General features: G+C 36.4%; 23 protein-coding genes. 18 read left to right on the top strand and 5 right to left on the bottom strand.

Annotated elements, in window-relative coordinates; translation table 11 throughout:
• Nucleotides 1-284 precede the first annotated feature (284 nt).
• The 13 genes from nifB to ACTYBU_RS14180 all read left to right on the top strand — a co-directional run bounded on the left by nifB (nucleotide 285) and on the right by ACTYBU_RS14180 (nucleotide 11,846).
• The gene (gene nifB / locus ACTYBU_RS14240; protein WP_445490750.1) at nucleotides 285-1,661 is read left to right on the top strand and encodes a nitrogenase cofactor biosynthesis protein NifB; all 1,377 of its coding nucleotides are present in this window, start codon (nucleotides 285-287) and stop codon (nucleotides 1,659-1,661) included.
• A gap of 39 nt (nucleotides 1,662-1,700) precedes the next feature.
• Nucleotides 1,701-2,576, top strand: coding sequence for a nitrogenase iron protein (gene nifH / locus ACTYBU_RS14235; protein ID WP_445490749.1), 876 nt, complete (start codon nucleotides 1,701-1,703; stop codon nucleotides 2,574-2,576).
• 31 nt (nucleotides 2,577-2,607) lie between these two features.
• The gene (nifD, locus tag ACTYBU_RS14230; protein ID WP_445490747.1) at nucleotides 2,608-4,041 is read left to right on the top strand and encodes a nitrogenase molybdenum-iron protein alpha chain; all 1,434 of its coding nucleotides are present in this window, start codon (nucleotides 2,608-2,610) and stop codon (nucleotides 4,039-4,041) included.
• A 20-nt stretch (nucleotides 4,042-4,061) separates the two neighbouring features.
• Entirely contained in the window at nucleotides 4,062-5,591 is a 1,530-nt protein-coding gene (gene nifK / locus ACTYBU_RS14225; protein ID WP_445490745.1) for a nitrogenase molybdenum-iron protein subunit beta, read from the top strand.
• 104 nt (nucleotides 5,592-5,695) lie between these two features.
• Nucleotides 5,696-7,051, top strand: coding sequence for a nitrogenase iron-molybdenum cofactor biosynthesis protein NifE (gene nifE, locus ACTYBU_RS14220; RefSeq protein WP_445490743.1), 1,356 nt, complete (start codon nucleotides 5,696-5,698; stop codon nucleotides 7,049-7,051).
• 4 nt (nucleotides 7,052-7,055) lie between these two features.
• A complete protein-coding gene (nifN, locus tag ACTYBU_RS14215) occupies nucleotides 7,056-8,342 on the top strand; it encodes a nitrogenase iron-molybdenum cofactor biosynthesis protein NifN (protein WP_445490742.1) in 1,287 nt (428 codons plus the stop codon).
• A 17-nt stretch (nucleotides 8,343-8,359) separates the two neighbouring features.
• Nucleotides 8,360-8,749, top strand: coding sequence for a nitrogen fixation protein NifX (gene nifX / locus ACTYBU_RS14210; RefSeq protein ID WP_445490741.1), 390 nt, complete (start codon nucleotides 8,360-8,362; stop codon nucleotides 8,747-8,749).
• A 26-nt stretch (nucleotides 8,750-8,775) separates the two neighbouring features.
• Nucleotides 8,776-9,546, top strand: coding sequence for a HesA/MoeB/ThiF family protein (locus ACTYBU_RS14205; RefSeq protein ID WP_445490739.1), 771 nt, complete (start codon nucleotides 8,776-8,778; stop codon nucleotides 9,544-9,546).
• Complete coding sequence (locus ACTYBU_RS14200) at nucleotides 9,546-9,857, top strand: nitrogenase-stabilizing/protective protein NifW (protein ID WP_445490738.1); 312 nt, start codon at nucleotides 9,546-9,548, stop codon at nucleotides 9,855-9,857. The genes ACTYBU_RS14205 and ACTYBU_RS14200 overlap by 1 nt, the downstream gene beginning before the upstream one ends.
• 6 nt (nucleotides 9,858-9,863) lie before the next feature.
• The gene (locus ACTYBU_RS14195) at nucleotides 9,864-10,175 is read left to right on the top strand and encodes a HesB/IscA family protein (RefSeq protein WP_445490736.1); all 312 of its coding nucleotides are present in this window, start codon (nucleotides 9,864-9,866) and stop codon (nucleotides 10,173-10,175) included.
• Between the two features lie 32 nt (nucleotides 10,176-10,207).
• Nucleotides 10,208-11,332, top strand: coding sequence for a homocitrate synthase (gene nifV, locus ACTYBU_RS14190; RefSeq protein WP_445490735.1), 1,125 nt, complete (start codon nucleotides 10,208-10,210; stop codon nucleotides 11,330-11,332).
• A gap of 111 nt (nucleotides 11,333-11,443) precedes the next feature.
• On the top strand, nucleotides 11,444-11,650 hold the full coding sequence (locus ACTYBU_RS14185; protein ID WP_445490733.1) for a hypothetical protein: 207 nt from the start codon (nucleotides 11,444-11,446) through the stop codon (nucleotides 11,648-11,650).
• 61 nt (nucleotides 11,651-11,711) lie between these two features.
• On the top strand, nucleotides 11,712-11,846 hold the full coding sequence (locus tag ACTYBU_RS14180) for a hypothetical protein (RefSeq protein ID WP_445490731.1): 135 nt from the start codon (nucleotides 11,712-11,714) through the stop codon (nucleotides 11,844-11,846).
• A 72-nt stretch (nucleotides 11,847-11,918) separates the two neighbouring features.
• Here ACTYBU_RS14180 and ACTYBU_RS14175 read toward each other — a convergent pair whose 3' ends face one another.
• Nucleotides 11,919-13,373: a SulP family inorganic anion transporter gene (locus tag ACTYBU_RS14175; protein ID WP_445490874.1), complete on the bottom strand. Its 1,455-nt coding sequence runs from the start codon at nucleotides 13,371-13,373 to the stop codon at nucleotides 11,919-11,921.
• Nucleotides 13,374-13,741: 368 nt separating this feature from the next.
• On the opposite strand from ACTYBU_RS14175, the gene ACTYBU_RS14170 reads away from it, so the two are divergent.
• Nucleotides 13,742-13,852: a GrpB family protein gene (locus tag ACTYBU_RS14170; protein WP_445490730.1), complete on the top strand. Its 111-nt coding sequence runs from the start codon at nucleotides 13,742-13,744 to the stop codon at nucleotides 13,850-13,852.
• Nucleotides 13,853-13,891: 39 nt separating this feature from the next.
• Here ACTYBU_RS14170 and ACTYBU_RS14165 read toward each other — a convergent pair whose 3' ends face one another.
• The 3 genes from ACTYBU_RS14165 to brnQ all read right to left on the bottom strand — a co-directional run bounded on the left by ACTYBU_RS14165 (nucleotide 13,892) and on the right by brnQ (nucleotide 18,490).
• Nucleotides 13,892-15,301, bottom strand: coding sequence for an oligosaccharide flippase family protein (locus ACTYBU_RS14165; RefSeq protein ID WP_445490729.1), 1,410 nt, complete (start codon nucleotides 15,299-15,301; stop codon nucleotides 13,892-13,894).
• Between the two features lie 70 nt (nucleotides 15,302-15,371).
• Nucleotides 15,372-16,577 (bottom strand): glycosyltransferase, encoded by a 1,206-nt coding sequence (locus ACTYBU_RS14160; RefSeq protein ID WP_445490727.1) that lies wholly within the window; start codon nucleotides 16,575-16,577, stop codon nucleotides 15,372-15,374.
• A gap of 551 nt (nucleotides 16,578-17,128) precedes the next feature.
• Nucleotides 17,129-18,490: a branched-chain amino acid transport system II carrier protein gene (gene brnQ, locus ACTYBU_RS14155; RefSeq protein WP_445490725.1), complete on the bottom strand. Its 1,362-nt coding sequence runs from the start codon at nucleotides 18,488-18,490 to the stop codon at nucleotides 17,129-17,131.
• Nucleotides 18,491-19,365: 875 nt separating this feature from the next.
• Here brnQ and ACTYBU_RS14150 point away from each other — a divergent pair.
• The 4 genes from ACTYBU_RS14150 to trhO all read left to right on the top strand — a co-directional run bounded on the left by ACTYBU_RS14150 (nucleotide 19,366) and on the right by trhO (nucleotide 22,980).
• The gene (locus tag ACTYBU_RS14150) at nucleotides 19,366-20,274 is read left to right on the top strand and encodes a DMT family transporter (RefSeq protein ID WP_445490724.1); all 909 of its coding nucleotides are present in this window, start codon (nucleotides 19,366-19,368) and stop codon (nucleotides 20,272-20,274) included.
• A 108-nt stretch (nucleotides 20,275-20,382) separates the two neighbouring features.
• On the top strand, nucleotides 20,383-20,850 hold the full coding sequence (locus tag ACTYBU_RS14145; protein ID WP_445490722.1) for an immunoglobulin-like domain-containing protein: 468 nt from the start codon (nucleotides 20,383-20,385) through the stop codon (nucleotides 20,848-20,850).
• Between the two features lie 124 nt (nucleotides 20,851-20,974).
• Entirely contained in the window at nucleotides 20,975-21,646 is a 672-nt protein-coding gene (locus ACTYBU_RS14140; RefSeq protein ID WP_445490720.1) for a DUF975 family protein, read from the top strand.
• A 365-nt stretch (nucleotides 21,647-22,011) separates the two neighbouring features.
• Nucleotides 22,012-22,980, top strand: a complete 969-nt coding sequence (trhO, locus tag ACTYBU_RS14135) for an oxygen-dependent tRNA uridine(34) hydroxylase TrhO (RefSeq protein ID WP_445490718.1) — start codon at nucleotides 22,012-22,014, stop codon at nucleotides 22,978-22,980.
• 248 nt (nucleotides 22,981-23,228) lie between these two features.
• Here trhO and ACTYBU_RS14130 read toward each other — a convergent pair whose 3' ends face one another.
• Entirely contained in the window at nucleotides 23,229-23,474 is a 246-nt protein-coding gene (locus ACTYBU_RS14130; protein ID WP_445490717.1) for a YkuS family protein, read from the bottom strand.
• Nucleotides 23,475-23,519: the final 45 nt, after the last annotated feature.

Here is a 23,519-nt window from a genome sequence, read left to right as displayed (position 1 = left end):
AGTAATTGTTACAATTTATTGAATAAAATGAGGGGTTAAAAGCGTTTTCTTAAAAATTGTATGTTAAATTATCTGACAATTGTATTGAATAAAAAAATCACAAAAAATATTATCAAGGTATCAACTAAGAATTCCAAATAATGACATTAGTAATGCTGCCATGTTGGAAACCTCCTAGCAATATATAAAAAGTAGGAGTGTGATTAGATCAAAAAATAGTTGAAAAATGATAAGAAAATGCATTCGTGAGTAGAAAAAACCTTATTTTCAGGGAGGGAGAGAGTGTGAAGACGATTAATCAAGACCTAGAAGATCGAATTGCCCGTCACCCTTGCTATAGTGAGGATGCTCATCACTATTTTGCACGTATGCATGTGCCTGTTGCGCCGGCCTGCAATATTCAATGTAATTATTGTAGCCGTAAATTTGATTGTGCAAACGAAAGCAGACCGGGTGTAGTAAGCGAAGTATTAAAGCCAGAAGAAGCAGTAAAAAAGGTTTTGGTCGTTGCAGGAGAAATACAGCAAACTTCCGTTATTGGTATTGCTGGACCTGGTGATCCTTTAGCAAATCCACAAAAAACGTTTGATACTTTTCGTGGAGTTGCAGAACAAGCTCCTGATCTCAAATTATGTTTAAGTACAAATGGATTACGCCTATTGGAATTTGTAGATACCATACATGAGTTAAATATTGATCATGTTACGATTACAATCAATGCGGTAAATCCATTAATTGGGCAGCATGTTTATTCGTGGATATTTTATGAGGGTAAACGTTATAAAGGGTTAGAGGCAGCGGAGATTCTGATTAATAACCAGTTAAAAGGACTAGAAGCATTAACAGAACGTGGAATTTTATGTAAGGTTAATACTGTTTTGATACCAGGTGTAAATGACCATCACGTGGAAGAAATATCAAAGGCTATTAAGGAAAGAGGTGCCTTTGTTCATAACATTATGCCTTTAATTGTTACTCCAGATACTGTTTTTGAAAAAAATGGCATCAGAAATCCAACTGCTAAAGAAGTACAGCAAGTTCAGGAAAAGTGCTCAGGAAGCTTGAAAATGATGAAGCATTGCAGACAATGCCGTGCTGATGCTATCGGTCTACTGGGGGAAGATAGAAGTGCAGAATTTTCGAAAGAAAAGATAATGGATCTTCCTGTTCATTATGATGGAGAAGCTAGGAAGCAATTTCAGGATGAGCTTGAAAAGAAAGTGAAGCAAAACAAGAAAAAGAAACAGGAAAAAGCAGCTAAAATAAGAAATGAAATCACAACTTCTTCTCCAGGAATAAGAATGGCAGTCACTACTCGTGGAAATGCAAGAGTAAACTTGCATTTTGGGCATGCAAAAGAGTTTTTAATATTTGATGTTCAAAATGATTCTATTAATTTTATAGGTGTAAGAAAGGTTCAATCCTATTGTATAGGAAAAGTGAACTGTGGGACGAATAAAGGTCCTATTTTAGCAGAAACAGCAGAAATATTAAAAGATTGCCAGATGTTATTAAGCTCTGGAATCGGTGAAACACCGAAAAAATATTTATTGGATAGAGGCATTGTTCCTTTTGTTAAGTCTGGTAATATTGAAGAACTTCTTTATGAAAGCAGTAAATTTTACCGATATATGAATAGTTCAGAACCAATTTTCAGTTAAAAATTCTAAAAATTGAAAAAACTTGAGGGGGAAAAATAAATGCGTCAAATAGCTTTTTATGGTAAAGGTGGAATTGGAAAATCAACAACATCTCAAAATACTTTGGCTCAATTAGCTACAAAATTCGGTCAAAAAGTCATGATTGTAGGTTGTGACCCGAAAGCAGATTCAACACGTTTAATTTTAAATACAAAAGCACAAAGCACCGTATTAGAACTAGCTGCTAAAATGGGTACAGTCGAAGATTTAGAGTTAGAGGATGTATTAGACACAGGATATGGAGATATTTTATGTGTTGAATCAGGTGGACCTGAGCCGGGAGTAGGTTGTGCTGGTCGTGGGATTATTACTTCTATCAACTTTCTTGAAGAAGAGGGTGCATATGAAGGCTTAGATTTTGTTTCTTATGATGTATTAGGGGATGTTGTTTGTGGTGGATTTGCGATGCCGATTCGTGAAAAAAAGGCAGAAGAAATCTACATTGTATGTTCAGGTGAAATGATGGCAATGTACGCCGCCAACAATATTGCCCGTGGAATTTTAAAATATGCAAATAGCGGTGGAGTGCGTTTAGGTGGCTTAATTTGTAACAGCCGTAATACAGACCGAGAAGCAGAGCTTATTTCCGAGCTAGCGCGCCGACTAAATACACAAATGATTCACTATGTACCAAGAAATAACGTAGTACAACATGCTGAATTACGCAAACAAACTGTTGCTCAATATAAACCAGAAGATCCACAAGCAAAAGAGTATGAAATGTTAGCTCAAAAGATTCTTGAAAATAAAATGTTAACTATTCCAACTCCAATTGAAATGGAAGAGTTAGAAGAACTATTAATGGAGTTTGGTGTTATAGAAGATGACGAAACTCAAATTAAAAAATTAGAAGAAAAAGAAGCAACTGCTAAATAAATTATATTATCCAACATGGAGGTGATATGAATTGAGTACAAAAGAAATTACTGATAAACAGCAAATCATTGAGGAATTGCTAGAAGTCTATCCAGAAAGAACAAAAAAATTTAAAAAGAAACATTTCCAAGTAGTAGAGGAAGAAAATATTGAAAATGGAAAATGTTCCGTTAAGTCCAATATTAAATCACGTCCAGGTGTTATGACTATTAGAGGTTGTGCTTATGCAGGGTCAAAAGGGGTTGTTTGGGGACCTATAAAAGATATGATTCACATAAGCCATGGTCCGGTAGGGTGCGGACAATATAGTTGGGGGACTAGACGAAACTATGCGAATGGAACGCTGGGCGTCAATAATTTCACTGCTATGCAAGTGACAAGTGATTTTCAAGAACGCGATATTGTCTTCGGTGGAGATAAAAAGCTAGAAGCATTATGTAAAGAAGTGAAAGAAATGTTCCCATTAGCAAAAGGCATTTCCATTCAATCGGAGTGTCCAGTAGGTTTAATTGGGGATGATATTGAAGCTGTTGGCAAAAAAATGACCAAAGAACTTGGCATTCCTGTTATACCGGTTCGTTGCGAAGGATTCCGGGGAGTCAGCCAGTCTTTAGGTCACCATATTGCTAATGATACCATACGTGACCATGTTATGGGAACTCGTGAGCTTGAAGAATGTGGACCATACGATGTAGCAATAATTGGCGATTATAATATTGGTGGAGACGCATGGGCATCTCGTATTTTATTAGAGGAAATTGGCTTAAGAGTAATTGCTCAATGGTCCGGGGATGGTTCCATCAATGAATTGGGGATTACACATAAATCTAAATTGAATTTAATCCATTGTTACCGTTCAATGAACTACATGGCAAAAACAATGGAAGCAGAATATGGTATTCCTTGGATGGAGTATAATTTCTTTGGTCCAACGAAAACAATTGAAAGTTTACGTGCTATTGCAGCTCATTTTGATGAAACAATACAGGCTAATGCTGAAAGAGTGATTGCAGCATATCAAGCAGAAATGGATGAAATTATCCAAAAGTACCGTCCACGTTTAGAAGGGAAAAAAGTAATGCTCATTATTGGAGGATTACGTGCTAGACACACTATTGGCGCATATGAAGATCTTGGAATGAAAATTGTCGCTACTGGATATGAATTTGCTCATAAAGATGATTATGAAAAAACTATTACCGAGTTAAAAGAAGGTACGATTCTTTATGATGATCCAGGTGCATATGATGTAGAATTTTTATCTGATAAATTGGATATTGATTTAATGGGTGCAGGTGTTAAAGAAAAATATGTATACCATAAATTAGGTGTTCCGTTTAGACAGATGCATTCATGGGATTATAGTGGACCATATCATGGCTTTGACGGTTTCAAAGTATTTGCACAAGATATGGATACAGCAATTAATAGTCCGGTTTGGGGCTTAATGAAGGCACCATTTTAAGATGAAAAGGGGGGAAAAAGATGACAAAAAAAATTGAGATTAAAGACCATAATACATTATTTCAAGCAGAAAAATATGTAAAACAAGCAGAAGGGAAAAAAGTTTTTGAGGTTGCTTGTTCTGCACAAGAGGTTGACGAAACCATTGATTTTCTAAAAACAGAGGAATATAAAGAGAAGAACTTCAATCGGGAGGCAGCTACGATAAATCCTGCTAAAGCATGCCAACCGCTAGGAGCAGTTCTGGCTGGATTAGGGTTTGAAGGAACACTTCCATTTGTACATGGTTCACAAGGGTGTGTAGCATATTTCCGCAGTCATTTTGCTCGTCACTTTAAAGAACCAGTACCTGCAGTATCATCATCTATGACGGAAGATGGAGCAGTATTTGGAGGAATGAGAAATTTAATAGAAGGATTAGAAAATAGTACTTCATTATATAAACCAAAAATGGTAGCAGTAAGTACGACTTGTATGGCAGAAGTTATTGGAGATGACTTAGGTGCCTTTATTGAAAATGCTCGTATTGACGGAGCAATTGATCAGGACTTTCCTGTTCCATATGCAAATACTCCAAGTTTTGTTGGATCACATTTAACTGGGTATGATGCAATGATGCGTTCTATATTATCGTATCTTTCGGAAAAGAATGGGGATTTATCATATAAAGTACCAACTGACAAATTAAATATTATTGCTGGTTTTGATACCTATACAGGAAACTTTGCAGAATTAAAAAGAATTCTTGGATTAATGGATGTTGATTATACTATTCTAGGAGATCATAGCGGCAATTTAGATTCTCCTGCAAATGGAGAATACAATTATTATTATGGCGGAACAAAATTAGAAGATGTGGCACAAGCCCCTAATGCTAATGCTACTCTGCTTTTGCAAAAATATTCCACGAAAAAAACAGTGAAATATATTAGTAAAAAGTGGAAGCAAGATACAATCGAGATGTCTACTCCGGTTGGTATTAAAAATACAGATCTATTGCTAAAAAATATTAAAGAAGTAACTGGAAAGGATATTCCACAAGAGCTGAAAGACGAACGTGGCCGTGTAGTAGATGCATTAACAGACTCGCATCCATATTTACATGGAAAACGAGTGGCAATTGCTGGAGATCCGGATTTATTATTAGGATTAATTTCTTTCTGTTTAGAAGTAGGAATTGAGCCTGTGCATATAGTTTGTACAAACGGAGACAAGAATTTTGTTGAAGAAGCAGAAGCGCTTCTAAAAACAAGTCCATATGGAATAGAAGGAAAAGTTCATATTGGCAAAGATTTATGGCATATGCGTTCCTTGTTATTGACAGAACCAGTTGATTTTGCGATTGGCAGCACACATATGAAATATTGTGCAAAAGACGCTGGTATTCCTTTGGTTCGTGTTGGCTTCCCGATTTTTGACCGTCATCATATGCACCGTTATCCGATTATTGGATATCAAGGTACATTAAACTTATTAACATTAATAGTAAATACTTTATTACAGCAATTAGATGATGAAGCACCAGATCATAGCTTCGATGCCGTTAGATAAATAGAAGTATTCGGTGCCAGTATCATGGGATAGGATACAAAATAGGTAGTCAGTGGGGATTAATAATTCCTCACTGACTATTAGTTTACGAAGGTGGTGGAGATGTGAAAAATTATGTGATGGATGCATTACAAGAACCTGCATGTGAACACAATGCTTCAAAAACAGATCGTAATAAAGGATGCGCTAGACCAAAGCCAGGGGAAGCTGCCGGAGGCTGTTCTTTTGACGGAGCGCAAATAACTTTATTGCCGATTGTAGATGCAGCTCATCTCGTTCATGGTCCGATTGCCTGTGGGGGAAACAGCTGGGAAGCAAGAGGAAGTTTAAGTTCGGGGTCTCACTTATATCAATATGGGTTAACAACTGATTTGAATGAGCAGCATATTATTTTTGGCGGAGAAAAACAATTACGAGAGTCTATTCAAGAGATTGTAAAAAGATTTAATCCTCCTGCTGTCTTTGTCTATTCAACTTGTATCACAGCTTTAATAGGAGTAGATTTAGATGCTATTTGCCGTAGTGAAACAGAAAAATTGGGGGTTTCTGTTATCCCAGTTAACAGTCCTGGATTTATTGGCAGCAAAAATCTTGGAAACAGATTAGCTGGAGAAGCTTTACTGAAATATGTCATTGGAACTGGATTGCCGCCAGTAGAGACAAAATGGGATATTAATTTGATCGGAGAATATAATATTGCCGGTGAGATGTGGGATATTAAAGTATTGTTTGATCATGTTGGCATCAACATTTTATCAAGAATTACAGGGGATGGAAGGTTTAATGAAATTCGATGGGCGCATAGGGCCAAAGTTAATATGGTTGTATGCAGCCGAGCTTTAATAAATATGGCGCGAAAAATGGAAGAGAACTATGAAATTCCTTTTTTTGAAGGATCCTTCTATGGAGCGAAGGAAACGACACTTTCATTAAAGACAATTGCCTTTTTATTAAATGATAAAGAACTCATTAATCGTGTTCATCATTTTACAAAAGAGGAAGAAGAAAAACTAGATAGTGAGCTTCTCCACTATAGGAAGAAATTAAGTGGAAAACGGGCCATTCTTTATACAGGCGGTGTTAAAAGCTGGTCTATTATTACAGCATTGCAGGAGCTTGGGATTGAAGTAGTAGGCGTGGGGACTAATAAAAGTACAAGTGAAGATATTGCTAGAATAAGACAACGTGTTGGAAAGAACGTGGAATTAATAGAGTCAGGTGGGGCAAAGAGAATATTGCAAACATTTCGGAAAGAGAAGGCAGATATAATCATTGCTGGTGGACGAAATATGTATGTGGCGTTAAAAGAAAATATTCCATTTATTGATATCAATCAAGAGAGACATCATGCTTATGCGGGATATGTTGGATTAAAAAGGTTGGCAGAGCAGCTTGCTTATACATTAGAAAATCCGATTTGGGAAAAGATTCAAATGCAGCCCCCATGGAAGGAGCTATAGAGTTATGGTTATTTTAAAAAAGGAAAAAAAATTAGCCATAAACCCTTTAAAAGTCAGTCAAACCTTAGGTGGGGTATTGGCTTTGCAAGGATTCTTCCGGGCAATCCCGATTGTACATGGTTCACAAGGATGCGCTGCTTTTATTAAAGCACTAATGACGCAGCATTATCGAGAGCCTATCTCTATTCAAACAACTGCATTACAAGAAATGAATATTATTTTTGGTGCTGACCAGAGCATGGTGGAAGCATTAGATGTAGTGATAGAAAAGCACGACCCATCAATTGTAGGAGTTTTAAGCACAGGTTTAACAGAAACTGCTGGTGATGATATAAACGGAAACGTAAAAAGCTATTTAAAAGAGTTTGGCCCATCAAATTGCCTTGTATTCCCGGTTGCTTTGCCCGATTTTGAAGGATCATTAGAGTCTGGATATCGGTTAACCGTAGAAGCTGTAGTAAAGGAAGTAATAAAGAATGTAATAGGGAACCAGCACCTAAAAAAGATAAAAAACCAAATAAATTTAATTCCAGGTCCTCATTTAACTCCTGGAGATGTAATGGAAATAAAAAGGATTCTAGCTTCTTTTGGATTACATGTCATCACAGTCCCTGATTTATCAACATCCCTTGCAGGTACTCTTTCTAAGGGGTATTCTCCTTTATCTCAAGGAGGAGTAACATTGGATAATTTAAAGCAAATGATTTCTTCAGAATTTACGATTGCAATAGGAGCAAGCATGGAGCAAGCTGCACAGATTTTAGAAGAGTCTGCTGGAATTCCTTATCGACTATTTGCTAGTTTATCTGGATTAGAAGCAAATGATGAATTTTTTTCTTTTATACAAACACTTAGTGGGAAACCTGTTTCTCCATTTTATCGCTGGGAAAGGGATAATTTAGTGGATTGTTTATTAGACGCACATTTTAATTTTTTGGGAAAAAAAATTGTTGCAGCCTTGGAGCCGGATCATCTTTACGCCATGATCAGTATTTGTAAGGAGCTAGGGGTAGAGTTCTCTGGTTTAGTTACAACCGTTTCAACCGCTTTGCTGTCCGAGATGGAAGAAGAAATAATAATAGGTGACTTGGATGATTTAGAAACAATGGCACCAGGGGCTGGTTTATGGATCAGCAATTCCCATGGAGAGCAAGGAGCAAGCAGACTGAATATTCCCTTTATGCCAGTGGGATTCCCAATTTTCCATCAAGTTGGCAGCCCGTTATTAACTAGCGTTGGATATAGAGGGACAACCGAAATAGTAATAAAAATGGCAAATTTAATTAAATAGAAGAGGAAGTGGCAAGGATGATTAAAGTGGCATTTGCTACAGAAGATGGGGTACATGTAAATATGCATTTTGGCTATTGCGAAGCGTTTGATGTTTATGAAGTTACAAAAGAAAAATACGAAAAGCTGGCAACAAGGGTGATAAATGACAATGAAGATAATAATGAAAGTGACAGAATTGAAGAAAGGCTGAATTTAGTTATTGATTGTACGCTTTTATTTATTAATCAAATTGGTCCTACTGCTGCAGCCCGTGTTACAAGAAGTAAAATTATGCCGGTAAAAGTACAAGAAGGAACGCTAATACAAGAACAATTAGATCGATTAATCATGATGCTTCAATCAAATCCACCATTATGGCTGGCAAAAGCAATGAATAATAAGGTAGAAAAAGCACGTACATTATAATCAGATTAGATGGGGAGGAGCGGGGCATGAATACAGTACTTCATCAAAAGGAAAATTCGGATGTTTATTATCGTTATAGCAGACAATTGAAGCTTTTAGGAAAAGAAGGACAGCAAAAATTAAAAAATGCAACAGTTTTTATTGCTGGAATTGGCGGCCTAGGAGGAACGACAGCTATTTATTTAGCTGCTGCAGGGATTGGAAAACTAATCATCGCACATGAAGGAAATATCGTACTGCCCGATCTTAACCGACAGATATTAATGGATAGCGAAAAAATTGGATCCGAACGCATCCCTTGTGCAATCGAGAGCTTAAAACGCATTAATCCAAATGTGGAAGTTGAAGCATATCCACGAAAAATTACTTATCAATCATCTTATCCATTAGTGGAAGCTGCAGATGTTGTAGTGGATGCACGTTATGATTTTCCTGAAAGATATGCATTAAACCAGCTTTGTGTAGATATAGGCAAGCCAATGGTCGAGTCGGCTATGTCAGGATTTGAGATTTCACTGACAACGATTAAACCTAATGAAACAGCATGCTTAGCTTGTATTTTTCCTGAAAGAGATAAAAACTGGGAGCCGCTAGGTTTTCCAGTATTAGGTGCAACATCAGGAATTGCAGGCTGTTTGGCTGCAATTGAGGTTGCAAAAATTGTAACTGGCATAGGGGAACCATATTACAATAAATTATTTCGGTTTGATTCCTTGCGGTTTCATTCTAATGTGTTTTCGTTAAAACGAAATCCCACATGTAAGCATTGTTCTACAAAAAGGGGGGAAGAGCAATAGTGAAAAATCCATTAAAGGAATTATATGATGCTGAAGATTTTTTTGATTTTTTCCATGTACCATATCATCCTGAAATTCTAAATGTGTCTCGAATGCATATTCTTAAAACATTTCGAACTTATTTGCAAGAAAAGGGATACCTTGAAGCCGATTCCACGGACAAGGAAGTTTGGAATGTACAACGTGCTCTGCTAATTAGGGCATATCGCGAATTTGTAAAGCCTACTCCAATGAGACAGAAATTTTTCCCAACATTTTATCAAAAAAATGGAACGTTTTATGCTTTTGATCAAATAAAAACAAGGAGCTGATCCATTATGCAAATAACGGAAGAGGCAGCAAAAAAAATCTTGGAGCTTATGGAGAAGCAAGATAAACGAGATATGGGACTTCGAATTATTGCTATGTCTGCAGAAGAGGGAGTTGATTTACAGGTCTATTGGGAAAAGGAAGGAGCACCTACGGATAAAATCATCCAACAAGAGGGGGTGAAAATATTTGTAGATAGTGAATCTGATAAGTTTTTAGAAGAGATGACTATTTTTTATACAGTGCAGGATGATAAAGAGGGACTTTTCATTATGAATGCCATTTCAGATTGTTCTAGCTGTTCTACCGTATGTTTCTAATAATTATCCATTAATGAGAGGGGGGACAAGAAGTGGAGTATATTCGATTTTGTGATACAACATTAAGAGATGGGGAACAGGCTGCGGGTGTTGTGTTTACTGCGGATGAAAAGAGAAAGATTGCGAGATTACTAGCAGAAGCAAGAGTAGAGCAAGCAGAAGTTGGAATACCAGCAATGGGAAAAGGAGAGCAAGAAGTAATCCACTCCATTGTTGATATGAACTTGCCAATACAATTAATCGCATGGAATCGTGCATTAAAACAAGATATAGATGCCTCTAGACATGCTGGAATCAATTGGGTTCATATTTCCATCCCAGCCTCTGATATCCAAATGTACCACAAATTACGATTAAACAGGCAAGAAATAACCTCGCTCATTCAACATGCTGTGGCTTATGCAAAATCATTTAATTTGCATGTTTCCGTTGGTTTTGAAGATGCTTCACGGGCCAGTCTTTCTTTTTTAATAGAGTTAATAAATACTTTATATAAAGAGGGTGTAATACGTTTCCGTTATGCAGATACAGTATCTGTATTAAATCCAATAACAGCACAAGCAAATATTCAAAAAATAATTAAGGAATGTCCAGCGGATATGGAATTAGAGATACATTGCCATAATGATTTTGGTTTGGCTACTGCTAATACTCTTTCAGGTCTTTTTGCAGGGGCAAAGTGGGCGAGTACCACTATATGCGGAATAGGAGAAAGGGCAGGCAATGCTCCTTTTGAAGAGGTGGCAATGGGATGGCGTCATCTTTATAATGGAAAGTTAAATGTGGATACTACTCAATTTCATAGAATGGCAGAAGTGGTGAGCAAAGCATCTGGTAGAGAGATTTCGGATGATAAACCAATTATAGGATCAAAGGTTTTTACTCATGAATCAGGAATACATGTGGATGGACTCCTTAAACATAGTGATACTTACCAAACCTTTGACCCGAAAGAAGTGGGGCGTACCCATCATTTTATTTTAGGAAAGCATTCTGGTTTTACATCTATTGCTTATTTTTTGCAAAAGGAAGGAATTCATATAAATAAGCAGCAAGGACAAGATTTAGTAGATTATGTCCGCCTTTTGACAAGTGAAACAAAAAAATCCGTTAATGTATCAGAGCTGAAAAAATTTTTAAGCCAATTAAATACATAGATAATACTCGACTTTTGAAAGGAATGATAATAAGTCATTCTTTTTTTTCTTTTTTCCATAGAGGTTATTTATATAGTAAATACAAAATCTAGGAAGAAAAGAGGAAGTTATATGGCAGGCAAAGTGGAGCTAGTATGTGATTCAAAGGCAATGATAGGAGAAGGACCTTGTTGGGATCACAGAACGGGAATTCTCTACTGGGTGGATATTGAAGGGGAAAAGTGTTTCTTTTTCATGCTGAAAATAGAGAAAATACTGAGTTGGTCCCCACTGGGGCGGTTCAAAAATTTCGAGATGGAATCCAAGTACTGGGCATAAGTTAGAAGAAGTCAGCCTTCCTGTATTACATGTAACCTCCTGCACGTTTGGCGGCAATAATTTGGATCAACTGTATATTACAACAGCAAGGTCTGGAATGAACCAAGAACAATTAGATAAGTATCTGCTTTCTGGAGGTTTGTTTAAAGTAAATGCAGGAGTGAAAGGAATGGCAGCCAATCTTTATAGTGATTAAATGCAAAAGAAAGAAAAGAAGGTATTAAGTGCAATTCCTTCTTTTTTTAGAACAACCAACATGCATTAAATGTTAATTTCCTGATAATTTTGCATTTCCATCTTGAAAAACAGCAAGCTTGTCAACAAGCTTTTGGCTGCCTGAATCAAGACCATGGATATGAACAACATTTTTATTTTCTCGATATTTCAATACTACTTTATCAAGTGCTCCTACTGCAGAATCATCCCACACATGGGCATTAGTAAAATTAATAATAATCGTTTCTTTTTCCACGTCAAAGTTAAAGGCAGAAATAAAATCTTCCGCGGATGCAAAAAACAGCTGTCCCTCTACCATATAAACATTATTTTTTTGTTTTTTTACTCGAACTTTAGAGATCTTTGCAACAAAGAATATAGCACTTAAAATAACCCCTGCAATAATCCCTTTTGATAGATCATGCGTCGCAACGATAATGCAGACTGTTGTCAGCATAACCAGTACATCTGTTTTTGGTGCCTTCTTTAAATAAGAAAAAGAGGACCAGTCAAAGGTGCTGAAGGAAACAACAATCATAATGCCAGCAAGAACCGGCATTGGAATTTGAGCAACTAATTCTCCTAAAACAAGGATTAAAAGCATTAAAAATACTCCGGAAACCAAAGTAGAGAGTCTTGTACGTCCCCCGGACTTGATATTGATAGCCGTTTGTCCAATCATCGCACATCCGGCCATGCCTCCAAAGAAGCCAGTAATGATATTGGCAATTCCTTGTCCACGCGCCTCTTTATTTTTATTGCTGTCTGTTCCTGTTGCATCATCCACAATTGTAGCTGTTAAAAGAGATTCTAATAGGCCAACAAGAGCAAGAGCAAGCGAGTATGGAAAGATAATAGAAAGTGTTTCAAGAGAAAAAGGAATGTTAGGAATCAAAAAGGTTGGTAAAGTTTTAGTGATGGCTCCTAGATCACCCACTGTACCGATATTAATATTACCGAAGATACTTACGGCTGTTAAAATAAATATGGCAATTAGCGGTGCTGGAATGCTTTTAATGAACTTTGGTAATATATAGACAATTGCTAAAGTAACAACAACAAATAAGTAAGTAACATTGGAAATGTCCCAAAAATTAGGGATTTGTGCCATGAAAATTAATATAGCCAAGGCATTTACAAAGCCCATCATTACAGCACGTGGAATAAACTTCATTAAATTAGCAATCTTAAATACACCAAAAACCACTTGTATAAGACCAGTCAATATGGTTGCTGCAAATAAATATTGCAAACCATACTCTTTAACTAAAGGTCCCAGAACTAAAGCCATGCTACCTGCTGCAGCTGAAATCATAGCAGGTCTCCCACCAGCAAATGCAATGATAACAGCGATGCAAACGGATGTATACAATCCAATGATTGGTTCTACTCCTGCAATAATGGAGAATGCAATAACTTCAGGCATTAATGCCAGCGATACAACCATACCAGCGAGAATATCTGCACGTGTGTTAGAGCACCAATCTTTTTTTATCTTTTCTAACAATTTATACACCTCATAAACAAATATTATAGGTTTTACACCAACGAATAATGACGTTCTATGAATATTAAAAAAGTTTATCATGAATATATCTAAAAAGGAATATCTTTGGCAAGGTGTTAGCAACTTTTTAAAATAAACCAGGGGTATACTTTAAAAGATAGCGAGGGAATGCATGAGAAAAGTAGAAGTGATGGATTATAAGAAAGAATGGAAATTATTGTTTATCCCACACTTAACGGGCAGTAAAACCCCCACCTCGGGGATGCTGAGAAATCGAGGAAGCTAGGTGGGGGATAACTGCCCGTAAAGATCCGATAAGTTCAACTAACCATCAATGGGGGATGAACAAAACTCCCATTGATGGTTAGTTGAACTTTATAGAAGAAAGTAGAAAACTGATGAGCATATTTAATGTACAGTTAATCGACATACATCATATTGGCAGCACTTCAGTTATTGGATTAAAAGCGAAACCGTGAGCATATGATTTCGCTAAATTTTTCAAATTAATATTTTTCTTATGAAAAATCCCATTCTTTAGAGCCTTTTAGTTTATATACAGTTATTATATTTTTAATAGTAGATGTTTGAATAAGCAAGGTGATGACTAATAGTACGATAGAAAATAAAATAATAAACTTTAGCTGAAATAAATTTAAAATAGCACTTGCTAACAATAGACAGAATACAAGGTGATGTTTAACCGTTGAAAATTTTAAGCCATTTTTATTGGAAAAATAAGTTCTAGCAAAAAAGAAACACATATAGGATACGGATGTTGCGACAGCTGCCCCCATTGCCCCAAATCTAGGCACTAATACAATATTAAGAATAATATTAGGAATGATGGAAATGACACCGACCCATATATTCAGGTAGCTTTTTCTAGAAAATACAATCCCTAAACAAGTTGTTTCACTTACTGTATACATAATAGGCTGGAGACATAAAAAGGCTATAATATACTTGGAATCTGAATAGCCGCTTGAAAGAATAGATGCTATCAGATCCTTAAAAATTAATATTGCGAAAAACATGATCGACATTAACAATAAAATAGAATCACTTACTAATTTATAATATTTCAGTTCTTTGCCTTCTTCATGCCATCTATACGCCACTGGAACCCAAAAACTAGTAAAGCTAGTTTTAATAATGGCCAAGGTTCCGGCTATTTTTAGTGTTGCCGTAAATATTCCTATGTTATAAAAGTCGCTCCACATTCTTAAAAAGATTCTATCAAGCGAGTTTAATAAGCCTGATAAAGAAGTAGCTACAACGATCGGCAATCCGAAAAGGACCATTTTTTGCAACAGTTCCTTATCAATGGAAAAATAGTTGAAGTGAAAGAGATATCTGTATCTAATGATCAAATACAAGTCACCTAATATCTGTCCCAATATAGTAGAGTAAACAACAGCCAGAAAATCCCTTCTAATAAATAGGACAAAAAGCAATGTCAAAATTAACATGAAAAGTTTTACAAATATATTAAGCAAGGAATACTCTAAAGCTTTTTCTTCCATCCTAATCGAAAGTAATATAAACCTTTCGATTACCATGAATACTACCATCACACCGAAGAGGATAACGGGAAGTATATGGTTAGGATTACTAAATAACCAAATGGAAATTGATTGGGAAAAAAATATAGAAATCAATAGAATCAGAATTGCTATTAATAAAGGAATAAATATTGCATTCTGGAATAAACGCAATTTATTTTTGGATGAATGATACTCCCTTGTATAGGATTGATCTAATCCTAGAAACAAAAAGGATCCTAGTACCATTTGAAGTAACAAGAACATACTTGCTTTTCCATATTCATCCGGATTAATAAAATGGGTAGTTAATGGTATGGTAATAAATGAAATAAACGCACCTAAAACAGGCCCTACAGAAAAGCCAATAAATTTTTTTATCATTCCGCTCATGAGATTGTGCAATAGATCGTCATCTATTGACTGCTCCTTTTTGTTATTAATTTAACTAGTGTTAGTTTACTTCCAAAATGGAATAAAAATGATTTTCTAATTGTTTATTTAATGGCTGCAAGTTATGAGCTGTCACTATTTTTTCCCTTGCATTTTGCTGAATAGTACGCCAATTTTCTTTGTTTGCAAGAACTTCTTCTATTTTTTCAGCCAATGCAATACTATCTCTTTCCGGTACTAGCCAACCGTTTTCATTATCTTGAATCAGCTCTGGAATGCCACTATGATAGGTTGAGATCACCAATTTCCCGATTGCCATTGCCTCCATTAAGGCAACTGGTATCCCTTCCATATCGCCATTGCATGCAATAACACTCGGCAGTAAAAATATGGTGCAGTCTTCTATATAAGTTTTGACTTCTTGATTGGGTTTTGGACCTAATAAATGGATTCTAGCTTCATCACCAATTATTTCCTCGAGCTGGCTTTTTAATGGTCCATCTCCGATGATATTTAATTCGATATCATAGCCTTTTTCTATCAGCCTTTGGACTGCTTTGATCGCATAGATTGTGCCCTTTTTTTCCGTTAATCTTGCCACTGATAAAAGTTTAATACGTCCTTTAGGAACAATAGGATTGAATTGAAAGTCACTTACATTAATCCCCATATAGTGGACTTTTATTTTATTTTCATTACATCCCATTCCCACAAGTTTTTCTTTCCAATAGCAGCTTATCGGCAAAAATAAATCGCCGTATGCAAATAAATCTTGATAAATATCCTGCCCGGCTTTATCTATATAAGTTGACATATCATACCCATGAAAAACAGTAGCCACTTTTCCATCAAGTATTCCTAACTCTTTTAAAGCAGCAGCAAAATTTCCACTTGGCCCAAAATGAGCATAAAGAATATCATATTTCCCAGTCTCTTTCGTAAGAGCATCAATCGCAAATAGTAATTTAAAAGATAGGCTTCCATACTTTTTTACATTTAGGGCTTTTAAAGTAGTAATTGGCCGTTTTAAAAAACATTTTGGTAATAATGAAATAAATCGAGTTATCTTCAAAATATTTTCTTTAGGGTTTTTATAATAAATCATTTCTTTAATTTTCTTTTGTATGAAAGACAATCCTGTTATTCCGTCGCTAGAGCCAGCTAATACACTAACTTCATGACCCTGAGAAATCATTCCGTCTATCTGCTTACTAACAAAGGTTTGAGAAAGATTAGGAAATCTATTAACTACAAATAATATTTTCATTAGCAACCTCTTTTATTTAACTTTTAGTAGATTTATCTGTGATGATTTATCGTATAATTTTTTCGTAAACTTTTATCCCACTCTTAACGGGCAGTAAGACCCCCACCTCGGGGATGCCGAGAAATCGAGGAAGCTAGGCGGGGGATAACTGCCCGTTAAGATCCGATAAGTGCAACTAACCATCAGTGAGGGATGAGGAAAAACCCCCACTGATAGAAGTTTACTTTATAATCCTTAAAGGATGGGAAGGGCTAATCGTATTATCTATAAAATGACCTGTGAATTTCAATAAAAGATAGAAAAATTAACACAAAATTTAACTTATTAGCACGTTCTCTTTACAAAGATATAAAAAGCGTCTTCTATTTAGAGGAAGACGCTTTTTATTATTCTATCAGTTTATCCCAATCTTAACGGGCAGTAAGACCCCCACCTCGGGGATGCCGAGAAATAGAGGAAGCTAGGTGTTGAAACTCGCCCGTAAAGGTCCGATAAGTGCAACTAACCATCAGTGGGGGATGAGGAAAAACCCTCACTGATGGAAGTTTACTTTATTGTATTATTTCTACTTTACTTTTTTTGACCATGATAATAATCCAACCAAGTCCAAGTCCTGCTATAGCAGGCAATATCCAACCAAGTCCTTCATTATATAATGGAAGGTTGTTTGCAAAAAAATCAACCATTGGATGAATAAAGGATAATGCATCTGTTTCCAATTGAGCGGCTGCTGCATTTAATCCATCCACAATACTAATCACTGCTGTAAACAATGTTGTCATCACATAAACAACACGACGATGGTTAAACAGCGGTGACAAAAAGGCAAGGAACATTAAAGTGATAGCGAGCGGATACAGCATCAGCAATACCGGTATTGCGAGTTTAATTATATTTGTCAAACCTACATTGGCAACCACGCCGGAAAAGGTGCAAAATAAAACAACAAATAGTTTATAGGAGATTTTGGGAAATAATTGATGGAAGCATTCCGCACAGGCTGTTGCTAACCCGATCCCTGTTTTCAAACAAGCAAGAATAATGATGATGGCAAGCAAAATGCTCCCAAATGAGCCAAAGAAATGGTCTGACAAGTGGGAAAATACTTGACCGCCATTATCAAATAATCCGAAGACGCCTGTTGTCGTTGCGCCGATATACGCAACACTAACATAAATAACAGCCATCAGCAGCACACCGATTAAACCTGCTTTAGCGGTGGCTGTTACAATTTGCGTCGGTTTGGTTACTCCATATCCTTTAATTGCTTGTACGACAATAATGCCGAAAGCAAGGGAAGCAAGAGCATCCATTGTATTATAGCCCTCCGTAAATCCTTTAAAGAATGGCTGACTAGCATATAAACTATTCTCAGGTTCTCCAATTGTGCCAACTGGACTTATAATCGATGCAACGATTAAAGCACCAAGAAATAATAAGAAGATAGGTGTTAAGACTTTCCCAACCCAAACGATTATTTTTGCTGGATTTAAGGAAAACCACAATACAGCTAAAAAGTATAATGTGGTAAAAATGGCTAAGCCAATTTTTTGATGGGATGGATCAAGGAATGGAGATATTCCAATTTCATAGGAAACGGTTCCTGTTCTCGGCAAGGCAAAAAATGGTCCAATCGTTAAATATAAAGCCATTGTAAAGATGAGACCATATATTGGATGGACACGGCCTGCCAAATCCTGCAATTTATTGCTTCCGGAAATCCCCATGGCTAAAATGCCTAAAAACGGCAATCCAATTCCAGTAGCTAAAAATCCTAAGATGGCAATCCAAACATGATTGCCTGCCTCTTGACCTAATTGTGCAGGGAATATTAAGTTTCCTGCACCGAAAAATAAACCGAACAACATTGTTCCAATAACTAAATAAGAGGAAAAGGAAAGGTTCTTTTTCATGTTTTATGACCTCCTAATGCTTGATTATGTTCACACACGTATGAAAGAGAAACGACATGATTACTTAACAATAGAAACTTTAAATAAAAAACGTTCTTCCTCCTCTTAAGGAAAAAACGTTTGTTTAATTGTACAGCGCTTCATTTTTTTAGGTGATACAGAAGTAACCTGGTTTTTAATTACATGTGTTGAATCGTATAATTCCAACAGATGTCTGTTTTTCTTTGTATGTGATTAGGAGAAATAGTAACAAGGATACATGTTAAGGTCAATTTAAAAGTTTATTGTGTTTTTTCATACTTTTTTGATATGTCTTGCAGAGTAACAAAGCCGCTTGCACTTATCATTGCCTAGCTCTGGCATAAAGGATGTACTAATCCCGACTTTGCCATAGGACATGGGAAGTTAGTTGATTTTCCTTTCTTTATATTTAATCGGCCAGTCCGTACAGCCAATAACCAAGGCGCCTGCGCTTTTCTTATCGTCTAGGAAATTATAAACGAGATAGATTTGTGGATAACTTAGCAGTTTGGTCCGCGTCCAGCTCCAGCGCCTATCGCCTATCAAACTTCAGGTCATCTCCCTACGATAAGTCAACATCGATTCGCTATCTCTCATCGTGTTTCCTTTATCTCAGTCGAAGCCTTTCCGAAGTATAAGGATGTACAAGTGCCGATGTTGCCACAGGACGTGGCGTAGTTAATCGGCCAGTTTGTACGGCGATGATCAAGGCGCTTGCGCTTTTGTTCTTGTTTCTACTGGGAAAATTCTTATATGGTTTAGCAGGTGAAAATGATAAAATATTATTAAATGAGTTTGTCATCATCATGTATTTTGGACAATAGGTTTTATATTCATTAGGGAGCGCATCATATATGCCATATTTATTATTGCTAGTAACGAGTTTATTGTTTGGAGGAAATTTTGTGCTTGGAAAGTCACTTGTTGGCCATGCATCGCCAATGACGCTCACAAGCTTAAGATGGATTATTGCCGTTTTAGGTCTTCTTCCATTAATATATTGGAAAGAGAAGCGCTTGCTGCCTCCAAAAGAAACTATTTTTCCTTTGTTTTTAATGGGTGTAACAGGTGTAGTTATCTTTAATTTATTGCAATTTGTCGCATTGGATAAAACCTCTGCTACAAATGTTGGGTTGATCTCTACTTTAAATACGATAACCATTGCTGTTTGTTCTTTTTTATTTCTAAAAGAAAGAATAAATATTTTGCAAGTAGCTGCTATGATTCTGTCCCTTTTCGGAGTGATCATCGTACTTACAAAAGGGAATTTACGGTTATTATTAACTTTTCAATTAAATACAGGAGACTTGTTTATGATTGCTGCGGTATGCATTTGGGGGCTTTACTCTGTATGTAGTAGATGGGTAATGGCAAAAAACATTAGTCCTTTAATGTCTACTTTTTATTCCGGATTATTTGGCATCTTTCTTCTTCTTCCCTATAATATTGGAAGCTTTACCGTAACGAATGTTAATGCTTCCTTTATTCAAGCAATCTTGGCTACTGGTGTATCAACAGTAATATGTATGGTGTTATGGAATATCGGAGTACAGAAAATCGGTGCTACAACAAGTGGACTCTTTTTAAATTTCAATCCGATATTCACGGCTGTTCTGGCTTATTTATTTTTAGGAGAAAAAATGACCTGGGCACAAGGAGTGGGAAGCATTATTGTTATTGCAGGTTGTTATTTCTTTTCCTATTTTAAAAAATCAATCTGGTGGAAAAAGCCAGCGGATGAGTATATGCAGCATAGAGGTTAAGGATAAGAAGTTTAAAAGCAGAGAACCGTGTTCCCTGCTTTTTTTGATGCCTGCAACCTTTGTTTCTGTTATCCGTCTATTGGTTTAAAGAGGAAGGAGCCTTTATAGATGAAAAAATATTTACCATATTTATTATCGATAGCTGCAGCTTTATTTCTAATAGGGTGTGAAGGGAAAAAGGAGGACATGAAGGAAAAATCAAATTACGGTGAGCTGAAATCATCAGAAAAAACAAAGGACTTTGCTATTTCGATGCAGGTGAATAAAGAGGCTTACAGCAGTCGAAATACGGAAATAGAACTGACAATATGTTATCACAAAGGGAAGGGCCTAACATTTGGTGTTCCATATGAAATGGGAAAAAAGGAAAAGGGCATTTGGAGGAAAATACCCTTTCAGTCAAGTACAGCTTTTATTGAGATTGCGATTATGTTGAAAGCAAATGAATGTTATAAGCAAAAGGTAGATTTGAATACCCTGGATTATCGTTTTACAGAGGGAACCTATCGCATTATTAAAGCTTTTACAGTTGAGAATGGTGAAGCATTTCATCTTGCAGCAGAATTTACCTTATAGTCGAATAATTAGAGCGTTTCCTCAATAAAATGGAGTGAAGACAATCTTTTTATAAAAAGGAGGGATTTTACATAAACAAAACTCTCTTAATATGGTATTATTTAACACTGAAGGAGGGAATAAATTGAGAATTTCAGAAATTAAACGAACAGCGAGAGCATCATTAAGCGGTAATTGGGGCAAAGGGGTATTACTAACTTTTATTGTTTTTTTAATTAATGCAATACTGCCTTGGTTAGTGGAGGTGCTTTTCAGCGGAGGTTTTTCTAATTGGTTTTTACAAGAAGATACTTCAATAGGGGGAAGCGTTGCTAGTACGATAATCAGCTTTATTCTTATTCCATTAGGAATAGCGGTTACATGGTTTTATTTGCATATTGTAAGAGGAGAATCTGCGAAAATAGAAGATGTATTTGCTGTTTATGCAGACATAAAAAAATCGTTAAAGCTGATTGGAGCATCTATCGTACAAGGGATATTTTTATTCTTATGGACTTTATTATTGGTTATTCCCGGCATTATAAAAGGGTTGGCTTATTCCCAAACATTTTTCTTATTAAAAGACCATCCGGAATTTACGATTCTCCAGGCAATTACGGAGAGCAGAAAAAGAATGAACGGATATAAATGGAAATATTTCCTTTTACATTTAAGCTTTATCGGATGGGGATTATTATGTCTTTTAACTGTAGGAATTGGCTTTTTATGGCTTGTTCCATATGCTAGTGCGTCTTTAGCAGCTTTTTATAATGAACTAATTGCAGATAAAGAAGATGTTGAGAAAGAGTTAATCTAATAAAAAGAGAGAGGAGATCCTAAGGGGTCTCCTCTTTTTAAAAAGATAAGAAAGTATAAGTTTTCTGAAGTCTGACGGGTGTCTAGCGCAAGCGCGCCCTATCGACTTCAACGCTTCCCTCACCTCGTCTACGATAAGTCAACATCGACGCTTGCGCTCTTCGTGTTTCCTTTATCTCTTCAAGGAACACAAACTAAAACCGCCACGTCCTGTGGACCTCAGCTTATTCTGTCGATGAGCAAGGGAGCTTGCGCTTTTCTTAGTACATTTTGTAAATGAAGACAAGGGGTTTTTCCTGTTATCACTTTTGTTGTATGATTAATGTGGAGAGACAATAAAAAGAAGAGAACAGGATGTTGAAATAAATGAACGAAGCATATAGAGTACTGCTTTATTATAAATACACAACAATTGAGAACCCCGAAGAATTTTCAATGGAGCATTTAGCCTTTTGTAAAGAACTTGGTTTATTAGGAAGAATTTTGGTTTCAGATGAAGGCATTAATGGAACAGTATCTGGAACATATGAACAAACGGAACAGTATATGGAAGCATTGCGAAATGATCCGCGTTTTGCTGATACTATTTTTAAAATAGACGAGGCAGAAGGTCATGCTTTTAAAAAAATGCATGTACGCTATAAAAAAGAGCTTGTTAATTTAAGTTTAGAAGAAGATATTAATCCACTGGAGTTAACGGGCAAGCATTTGAAGCCAACGGAATTTTTTGAGCAATTGCAAGCACCAGATACAGTGGTAATTGATGCACGAAACGATTATGAATTTGACCTGGGTCATTTTAGAGGAGCAATCAAACCAGATATTGAAACGTTCCGTGAATTGCCGAAATGGATTCAAGAGAATAAAAAGCTGCTGGAAGGAAAAAAAATCTTAACGTATTGCACAGGTGGAGTACGCTGTGAAAAGTTTTCTGGCTGGTTGATGAGAGAAGGGTTCGAGGATGTGTCGCAGCTTGATGGCGGCATTGTGACATATGGAAAAGATCCAGAAGTGCAAGGCAAGCTCTGGGATGGGCAATGTTATGTATTTGATCAGCGGATCAGCGTGCCGGTAAATAGAGTCGAGCACGTTGTAGTAGGAAGGGATATTTTTTCAGGAGAACCTTGTGAGCGGTATGTAAATTGTGCAAACCCTGAGTGTAACAGAAAGATGCTTTGTTCGCCAGAAAATGAAGAAAAATATATGCGCAGCTGCAGCCATGAATGTCGCACGCATCCAAGAAATTTATATGTTAAAGCACATGATCTAACACTAGAACAGGTGGAAATCCGAATAAAAGAAATTGCAGCATGGGAAGAAAGTGGAGCAAAATAAAGAAAAAGGCTTCCAAACAGGATTATCCTGTAGTTGGAAGCTTTTTCATAAGATAAGAAATTATAAAATTTTTCAACTTAGATGAGTGTCTAGCTCCAGCGCCCTATCGACTTCAACGCTTCCCTCACCTCGTCTACGATAAGTCAACATCGACGCTTGCGCTCTTCGTGTTTCCTTTATCTCACTCGATTCAGTCCAGCTTATTCAGTCGATGAGCAAGGGCGCTTGCACTTTTCTTTATACTAATTTTATTTTCCAATTTTTTGATCGACTTGAGAACAGACTTCTTCTGCAGAAAGTCCACTTGCTTCAATGACAGAGCCCTTTATGGCAGTATCCTGCATGCCCATCACATTTGAATCACCGCCTGAAATGACACAGCAGTCACAGCCTTGTGCATCGGATTCTTGTTTTAGCTCTATTACTTCATGCCCGCTATTTTTTAGAGCTTCTGTAATATTTGAAAGTGATTGTTCTACTCCAACTTTTGCCATATGTAACACCTCCTACCGAGTTAAGTTTTCCTTTAATAAAGAAAA

It is taken from the genome of Niallia sp. 03133, assembly GCF_052663225.1.
The sequence above is the reverse complement of the archived record's forward strand: the minus strand, read 5'-3'. Positions and strand labels throughout refer to the sequence as shown.